The 8,676-nt window shown below is 55.8% G+C and carries 10 protein-coding genes; 9 read left to right on the forward strand and 1 reads right to left on the reverse strand.

What is annotated here, in order from left to right:
• From B3Z49_RS01750 to B3Z49_RS01790, 9 genes are all read left to right on the forward strand, one after another.
• A partial coding sequence (locus B3Z49_RS01750; protein ID WP_296987850.1) for a murein hydrolase activator EnvC family protein occupies window positions 1-532 on the forward strand: 532 nt, incomplete at its 5' end.
• Complete coding sequence (locus B3Z49_RS01755) at window positions 529-1,830, forward strand: S41 family peptidase (protein ID WP_008889838.1); 1,302 nt, start codon at window positions 529-531, stop codon at window positions 1,828-1,830. The genes B3Z49_RS01750 and B3Z49_RS01755, both read left to right, overlap by 4 nt.
• Before the next feature lie 58 nt (window positions 1,831-1,888).
• Window positions 1,889-3,445, forward strand: coding sequence for a divergent polysaccharide deacetylase family protein (locus B3Z49_RS01760; protein WP_296987851.1), 1,557 nt, complete (start codon window positions 1,889-1,891; stop codon window positions 3,443-3,445).
• Window positions 3,446-3,486: 41 nt separating this feature from the next.
• Window positions 3,487-4,014 (forward strand): RNA pyrophosphohydrolase, encoded by a 528-nt coding sequence (locus B3Z49_RS01765; protein WP_008889836.1) that lies wholly within the window; start codon window positions 3,487-3,489, stop codon window positions 4,012-4,014.
• 78 nt (window positions 4,015-4,092) lie between these two features.
• Window positions 4,093-4,281, forward strand: coding sequence for a hypothetical protein (locus B3Z49_RS01770; RefSeq protein WP_008889835.1), 189 nt, complete (start codon window positions 4,093-4,095; stop codon window positions 4,279-4,281).
• Window positions 4,282-4,402: 121 nt separating this feature from the next.
• Entirely contained in the window at window positions 4,403-5,209 is an 807-nt protein-coding gene (locus B3Z49_RS01775; RefSeq protein WP_296987854.1) for a methyltransferase domain-containing protein, read from the forward strand.
• Between the two features lie 36 nt (window positions 5,210-5,245).
• Window positions 5,246-6,091: an alpha/beta fold hydrolase gene (locus tag B3Z49_RS01780; RefSeq protein ID WP_296987856.1), complete on the forward strand. Its 846-nt coding sequence runs from the start codon at window positions 5,246-5,248 to the stop codon at window positions 6,089-6,091.
• A 281-nt stretch (window positions 6,092-6,372) separates the two neighbouring features.
• Complete coding sequence (locus tag B3Z49_RS01785; RefSeq protein WP_296987858.1) at window positions 6,373-6,987, forward strand: hypothetical protein; 615 nt, start codon at window positions 6,373-6,375, stop codon at window positions 6,985-6,987.
• 117 nt (window positions 6,988-7,104) lie between these two features.
• Complete coding sequence (locus tag B3Z49_RS01790; RefSeq protein WP_296987860.1) at window positions 7,105-8,091, forward strand: squalene/phytoene synthase family protein; 987 nt, start codon at window positions 7,105-7,107, stop codon at window positions 8,089-8,091.
• A 75-nt stretch (window positions 8,092-8,166) separates the two neighbouring features.
• Here the strand turns inward: B3Z49_RS01790 and pgk are convergent.
• Window positions 8,167-8,676 (reverse strand): phosphoglycerate kinase (gene pgk, locus B3Z49_RS01795; protein ID WP_296987861.1); only part of this gene is annotated, 510 nt, incomplete at its 5' end.

The raw sequence follows: 8,676 nt of genomic DNA on the forward strand, positions 1-8,676 counted from the left end.
GCTTGGTGCGACAACAATTGCCAAAAACACACCGCCAGCGCCGCCCGAAAGCAAATCTGATGCGGGCAAGACCGGTGGTAACGACACAAGCGACGAAGAATTCGCTGTTGGCAGCTCGATCACACTGGCACAGGGCAACCTCCGCATGCCCGCCAGTGGTAAAGTGGTTACACTTTTTGGTGAAAAATCACGCGGCCCGGATGGTTTGACCGTAAACAGATCCAAGGGAATTGAGATCAGCACACGCGCAAATGCGCAGGTTGTCTCGCCTTTTGACGGCAAAGTTGTCTTTGCCGGCCCCTTCCGCGGGTATGGCCGGCTCTTGATTATCGAACACGGCGAAGGATACCATAGCCTTATCGCCGGTTTTGATCGGCTGGACAGTGTGGTAGGACAATATCTATTGGCGGGCGAACCTGTTGGTATTATGGGTGAAACTTCGCCAAAACTATATCTGGAGATGCGCCAGAACGGGGAAGCAATCAATCCGCTTCCATGGCTGGCCTCGAAAAACGGCAAGGTAAGTGGATGAAAACCTCACGATTGGCAGTACTCGCACTCGCGACCGGCATGACTATCGGCCTTGCGTCGCCAGTTTTGGCGCAATCTTCAACCTCCTCGGCTGAGACCTATCGGCTGCTCAACCTGTTTGGCGATGTGTTCGAACAGGTCAAAAGCAAATATGTCGAAGACGTCGATGACAAACGACTGATCGAAGCGGCCATCAACGGCATGCTGACATCGCTTGATCCGCATTCCTCATATCTGAATATGGATAATTTCGAGGAAATGCAGGTCGATACCCGCGGCGAATTCGGTGGTCTTGGCATCGAAGTCACCATGGAAGACGGCTTTGTCAAAGTTATCGCACCGATCTATGACACGCCGGCCGAAAAGGCTGGCCTTCAGCCGGGCGACTTCATTACGCATATCGATGGCACCGCCATTCGCGGCATGACGCTGAATGACGCGGTCGAGATGATGCGCGGCAAGGTCAATACCGACATCGTCCTGACCATCATCCGCAAGGGTGAGCAGGCACCATTTGATGTCACCCTGACCCGTGCGGTGATCAAGATCCAGTCGGTCCGCGCCGAACCGAAAGACGATATCGGCTATATCCGTATTACCAAATTCAACGAACAGACCGCCAGCGGCCTGCAGCGCGCTATTGCCGACATGCGCGAAGAAATCGGCCCTGAAATCAAGGGTCTGGTGATTGACCTGCGCAACAATCCGGGCGGTTTGCTTGATCAGGCGATCTCGGTTTCCGATGCCTTCCTTGATAAGGGTGAAATCGTATCGACCCGTCCACGTGATACCGAAAACACCGAACGGTACAATGCACGCAGCGGTGACCTCAGCGAAGGCTTGCCGATTGTTGTGCTGATCAATGATGGCTCTGCCTCGGCATCCGAAATTGTTGCTGGTGCGCTTCAGGATCACCGCCGTGCGGTCATTATGGGTACACGCAGCTTTGGCAAGGGATCGGTCCAGACCATCCTTCCGATGCCCGGAAACGTGGCACTTCGTCTGACCACGGCGCGGTATTACACGCCATCAGGCAAATCCATTCAGGAAGTCGGCATTGTGCCGGACATCATCGTTCCGCAGGCACGTGTCGAAAGCATTGAGGCGGATACCCGTCGCTCCGAAGCATCGCTTAGTGGCGCCCTTCGCAACGAGGACGAAGGCATCACAGATGCGGAACAGGATGCAAATTCCCGCCGTGACGAGGCCGAACAGCTGGCGATTGATGATTATCAGCTGTCGCGTGCGCTTGACATGATCCGGGGTATTTCGCTGTTTGGCCCGCGTCCGAATGGGTAAGGTTGGACCCGGCATCGTGAGAGACTAGTTGCGCGTGTTCAGGAAAATCCTAAATTCCTTGCCGTTCCGAAAGAAAAAGAACGGTGACATCGACGAGGACATGGCCAGTGATTTGGCCGACGACCTTGGCGACGGGATGACTGACGCCGACGACGATGAAGACAACATCAATCTCGATGACCTTCCCTTCAATGAACTGCCGATCGAGGTGCAGTTCAAACGAATGCCAAAGCGGCCGAAATCCCGGCGCAGCTGGCTTTCGAAACTGCTGATCATTACCCTGTTCCTGTCGCCGTTTTGCGCAACGGCGGTCGCGATGATCCCGGTGCTTGATCCGGAAACCGGCTGGCGGCTGTTTCATGCTGGCGGGCCGGAAGCCACGATCACGGTTCCGGGCACCGAACGCGAACTGCAAGAAGAAATCGCGCGCGGTGTTAAGGACATTCAGGATCGCGATCGCGCCGCGATGGAGGCTGCAAATGGTGCAAATGGCCAAGGCCAGTCGGCCGAAGACATTGCCGGCAACCTTGATGGCGTTTCCGACCTGATCGGAACACCGGGGGCAACCGATGGCACCGGTGATGGTGCCCCGACACCAGAAGAACTCGCCGCCCTGATCGAGGAAGAAGGATCGTTTGACGAACCGATTGAACCCGATCCCTTGCGCCCGGCCCCATTGCCCGGTCTTGACGAGGAAGGCAGTTTTGGCCGCATCCCGCGCATCGGCGATGATGGCACCACACCGTTTGAAGCCTACAAACGCCCGTTCGAACTGCCCGAAGGTACCCCGGTTGTCGCCGTGATGCTGACTGGTGTTGGCCTGAACGAAGAGCGCACCGACGCGGCCATCAATGATCTGCCCCTGAACATTTCACTGGCGATTTCGCCCTATGCCCGCGATCTGCAAACAGTTGCCCGCGAAGCACGCGCCATGGGCCATGAGGTCTTCCTCGAACTTCCGATGGAACCGGCGGACTTCCCGCTGTCAGACCCCGGACCGCGCGCACTTTTGACATCCCTGTCAGAGGGTGAAAACCTTGTCCGGCTGGAATGGTTGTTGGCACGTTTTCCCGGCTATGCCGGTCTTGTCAGCCGTCAGGGATCGAAATTTGGCAGCCTAGATAGTGCCATTCGCCCGGTGATCGAATTCATTTCGCGTACTGGCCTTATGTATGTTGAAGGCACCGGAAGCGGTGTCGCCAGCTATGGCGCGCAACTTGCGGCAAACGACGGAACACCGAATGCGATCAGCAATGTCATCATTGATGACACGCCAAGCCGCCGCCACATCGACAGGCGATTGGCCGAACTGGTCGAGATCGCCAAACGCAATGGCGTAGCCGTCGGGATTGCGCAATCCTATCCGGTGACGATCCAGCGACTGCGCAACTGGGCCTTCCGCCTGAAACGTCAGGGCGTTGTTCTGGTCCCGGTCAGTGCCGTATCAGGCCAGCAGGTCACGCCGCAATCTGCCGACGAGGCAGAGGCCGCCCGCCTTGAAGCCGAAGAACGCGAACGTGAGGTCATGGCCGAACAGGCAGAGCAGGAAGAAGCACTTTCGGAACCTGCCGACCCTGCCGAGCCCGACGAACCCGCCAACACAATCGAGAACTAAGACAGATGCCGGTACCCCGGCCCTGTCAGTCAGGAGCAGTCATGGCAAAGAAGTCCGACACCCCGAACGCAGACAAAGTCACGGCAGATGATCTTCCTTATCGGCCATGCGTCGGTATTGCCCTGTTTAACGCAGACGGATTGGTCTGGATGGGCAACCGGTTCGGGTTTGAAGGCGCCTGGCAACTGCCGCAAGGCGGCATTGATGACGGGGAAACGCCGATTGAAGCCGCCATGCGCGAACTCAAGGAAGAAATCGGCACCGACAAGGCCGAAATCATTTCCGAAACGCCGAACTGGCTGACCTATGACCTGCCCGAACACCTGATCGGCAAGGCCTTCAAGGGCAAGTATCGCGGCCAGAAACAGAAATGGTTCGCCATGCGCTTTACCGGCAAGGACAAACACATCAATATTGATGTCCCGGATCCGGAATTTGACAGCTGGCGCTGGAACGATCTGGCAACCCTGCCGGACCTTATCGTACCGTTCAAAAGGCCGGTTTATTTACAAATTGCTGCCGAGTTTCATGACATACCGCAAAGAATTCGCGAAAAGGGTCAGGCATAAGACGATGTTTGCGGTTTGATCGCAGGATAGTTTTCGATAAATTTGAATAACAAACATTCGGCTTAGAGGAGTTCCAACATGGGTATGGATCGGTTGATCTTTGGTGTTCTGACCATCGTGGTCGGTCTTTTCGGCCTGTTTTACGCGTCAGGTTCGCAGGACGGTTATTCCTACTTCGTCGGGCTTGCGATGTTCATTGGTGCCGTGCTGTTCATGTTCCATCTGATCAAGGGCCATTATGACCAGCTTGAAGCGTCCGATCACTGATCGCTGCTTTTGGTGTATCATCGGATTTCTGCGCCCCAACCTCTGGTCTGGGGCGCTTGTTTTTGGCGGCAACTCTCCTCGATGCTTCAAATGACATCCGAAACGCGATAAGACTTTCCCCATGAGCAATACACACTGGGACCCCGCCCGTTACGGTTTGTTTGGCAATGAACGCCTGCGACCGGCCATCGATCTGATTTCGCGTTTGCCCAAACCGGCAAGCGGGTTTTCACCCCGTCATATTGTCGACCTGGGCTGTGGCCCGGGTTCGGTAACAGCCATACTTGCCGATGCATATGGCGCAAGCGATCCTGACGGGCCGCGTATCACGGGCGTTGATTCGTCTGACGAGATGCTTGAAACCGCACGCAAGCGGGATGAAAAAATCACCTGGCAAAAGGCCGACATCGCCGACTGGCAACCGGACGCGCCAGTTGATCTGCTGTTTTCCAATGCGGCCCTGCACTGGGTCCCCGATCACTCAAAACTGTTTCCGCGCCTTCTTGAACATCTTCGCCCCGGCGGCATCATCGCCATTCAGGTGCCGAACAATTTCCTGGCACCCAGCCACCAGTTGATTGGCGAAGCCGGGATGGACTGGCGCAAGGAAGTGGCAACCGCGATGCACGCGGCCCGCATCATGCGCCCGGGTGATTATTTCGATGTGTTGACCCCCGCTTGTGATGAAGTCGACCTTTGGCAAACGCAATATTGTCACGTGCTGACCGGGCCAGACGCGGTCTATAACTGGACCAGTTCAACCATCCTGCGTCCGGTCATGGATGCACTGCCCGATGATGAAGCACGCGCAAAATTCACCGCGAAATACAAGGAACGGCTTAATCAGGTCTATCCGTCACGCGATGACGGACGTACCCTGTTTCCGTTCAATCGCCTGTTCATGATCGCCCGCAAGAAGTCCGCCTGACGATTCGAACAAGACATCCCTGACAAGGAGCACCCCATGGCCGATTTTCGCGAACATTTCGTCAAATGCTGTGGCTATGAAGTCCATGTCAGGGCATGGGGCAATCCGACCAATCGACCGCTTCTGATGATGCACGGCCTTGCCCGTCTGGCCGATGACTTTGACCATGTCGCGCCGCATTTTACCGACAAATATTATGTCCTCTGTCCATCAATGATCGGGCGGGGATTTTCCGGTTGGGCCAGCGATCCGGACGCGGAATACACCGTGCCGTTCTATGTTGCGCAGATGTTTGAACTGCTTGATCATTTCAATATCGATACCTGCGACTGGATCGGTACATCCATGGGTGGCCTGATTGGCCTTTATGCCACAACCGAAGTTGCCGGACGCATCGAACGGCTGGTGCTTAATGACATTGGCCCCGAACTTGAGCCTGCCGCGGTTGCCCGCATCAAATCCTATGTCGGGGCGTCCCCGGAATTTGAAACCATCGACGAGGTCGAACAGCTTGTTCGGCTGGTTTATGCCTCCTTCGGGGTGGCCGATGATGCGACATGGGCCTTTTTGGCATCACGTTCCGTACGTCGCCTGCCCAATGGCAATTTCATGATGCATTACGACCCGCAAGTGATGCGGGTTTTTGCCGAACATATTGATAACTTTGATGCCTGGGCCGAATTTGAAGCCCTGCCCTGTCCCGTCATGCTGATCAGCGGCGAACAGTCTGACCTGATCCCGAAATCCATCGTCGATAAAATGAAACAGAAAAAACCACAAATGCCGGTTTTTGCAGTGGCGAACTGCGGGCACGCACCCCACTTAAATGATAAAGCGCAAATCGACGCAATTCGGGACTTTCTGAGCAAGAGCACATCCTGACCGGCCAAAGCCCGGTAAATCGCAGGATCAAGTCACGCCGGAAAACCCCGTCCGTCAAGAACCCGATGAAGTTTGCTGCGCGCCAAGAACGCAGCAAGGGTTCAACGGTTGTTGGTTGGGACCAACAAAATCAAACCATTCAAGCGTCCGGCAAAGGACGCAGTCTGGCTTTTGCCTCGATTGCTGTGGTTATTTGATCACCTGTGGGCACAGGCGACATGAAAAAGCTGCATTGGCCAAATTGGGCAAAAAGACACCGGATATGGATATTTCTGACGGCTTTGCTGCATGCGGGTCTGGTTCAGAACCCCTCGGCTTTTGCCCAATCGCTGCAAACTGAACCAACTTCGCAAACCGGCATCACGTTGATCCCGGGCGGCAGCGCATTTGGCCCGGGCGGTATTTCATCCTCAAACCCAACCGGCTTTGATCGCAGCTTTACCCCGTCGGCACGCTATGGCCTGACGCTTGGTCCCGATGCAACAGATCCTCACAATCCGGCACAGTACTGGCTTGAATTTGGTGGCACGCCGCGTTCTGATCACGGCATGAATGCCCAGATTGGATTAGGCTATTCACCGTCTCCTGATGTTGGTTTTACCGTCGGACCGTTCGTTGATCTTGATGCCGCGACACCGGGCAGTTTCGGTGTTTACCAGACCGATGCATTCGGTATGCAACATCGTGCCCGTCCAAGGTTCGGTTTTACCGGCACAGGCTTGGCCAACGATGCCGGACTTGCCGGCTCACTGTCCTACATGCCGCTCGAAGATATCTGGATCGGTCTGCATGGCTCAGTTTCACGTGATTTGACCACAACGAGCCCCAGTGATGGTCTACTTGATGGCATTGATGCCATGTTGGGGCTGACGGCCAGATACCGGATCCAGTTCTGATCATGCGATTGCGCACCGTATGCCAACGCCCCTGACAATTCCCAATTCGGATGTTGCGCAGCGCTGGCAGTGCTGTATGACTGTTTGAAAGCAAACCAACGGGACATCCAGACACGCATGAGCCATTCGCTCCCTCCTGAACAGGCTGTACTTGGACCACCATTCGATGCCTGCAACGAACTGGCAGCCGCAAAGAATGCCAACCTGTATCGTGCCGCAATGCGCCTTTCGCCCGAACGGCAGCGTTTCTTTCTGGCAGCCTATGCCTCAATGCGTGTGATCGACGATATCGTCGATGACGGATTCCTTGAACTGCCCGATGCCGAGCGCGATGCCCAACGCGAATTTGTCCTGCAAACCATTCATCAATGGCAGGCACAGGTCATCGCCGCCAAGGCTGATTTGGATAATCCGCTGGCCGAAAATGGCCCTTTGTCGGCTGAGGTCTATCAGGCCCTGCGCCTGACGTTGGGACGCAGCGACCTTCCCGCAGATCCATGGATCGAACTGGCAGATGCGCTTCATCGTGACATCGCCGAAGAACCGATGGACGAATGGGAAGATTTTATCGCCTATTGCGAAGGGGCGACCGCGGCACCGGCATCAATTTTTGTTTATCTGTTGTCGGCCCGTTATGACGCAGAGATCGGCTATACCTCGCCACTGACCAACCCGCCGCTCTATCACGCGCGGGACATGGCGATCTTTTGCTATATCATCCACATCCTGCGCGACCTGCCCGAAGACATCAAAGGCCCCGACCGCCTTGTCACCATCCCCTCGGAAGTCCTGATCGCTGCCGACATCACCCTTGGTGAAATCCGCAATGCCATCGGTCAGGGCAAATATGGTGATCTCGATTATCTCGGTAAAATCCTGCTCGAACATGCCTGGGAGCATTTCGAAACCGGGCAAGCCAGATCGGGTGAATTGCTGTCGGTTCTTGATACGGACGAGGCCGATACCTTATCGCGCCTGTTCACCGTCTATATCGAGCTGGGCGGAGCCATGATGGAAAACGGCTATGCTGGTTTCCTGACCGAACGCGATGAAATCATGCAAAGCACGGCCCAAAACAGCCTGCCTGACGTCAAGAAGGACTAGGCTTCCTAAACGCGCCGCAAAAGAAAACCCCGCCAACTTGGCGGGGTTTGTTGTTTTGTGCCCAAACCAAATGGCTTAGCTGGCGCGAAGGGCCGCCACCCCCGGAAGGGTCTTGCCTTCCAGCCATTCCAGGAACGCACCACCCGCGGTCGAGACATAGGAAAATGCCTGATCAGAATCGGCATGACGCAGGGCTGCGACCGTGTCGCCACCGCCTGCAACCGACAGAAGCTTGCCAGCCTTGGTCAGTTCGGCTGCATGCTGGGCGACCGAAACGGTTGCGGTGTCAAACGGGGTAATTTCAAACGCACCCAACGGGCCGTTCCAGACCAGCGTTTCACAAGTCTCGAGCCGCTTGTTCAAGTCTTCGATGGTTGCCGGACCGGCATCAAGGATCATGCCGTCTGCTGCGACGTCGTTGATATCACAAACATCATGCGGCGCATTGGCGGCAAACTCCTTGGCCACCAGACCATCGACCGGCAGGACGATTTCGCAATTGGCGGCTTCGGCCTTTTTGAAAATCTCGCGCGCGGTATCAAGCAGGTCATGCTCGCACAGTGACTTGCCAACATTGACACCCTT

The sequence above is a fragment of the Thalassospira sp. UBA1131 genome (assembly GCF_002311515.1).
Classification (GTDB): domain Bacteria; phylum Pseudomonadota; class Alphaproteobacteria; order Rhodospirillales; family Thalassospiraceae; genus Thalassospira.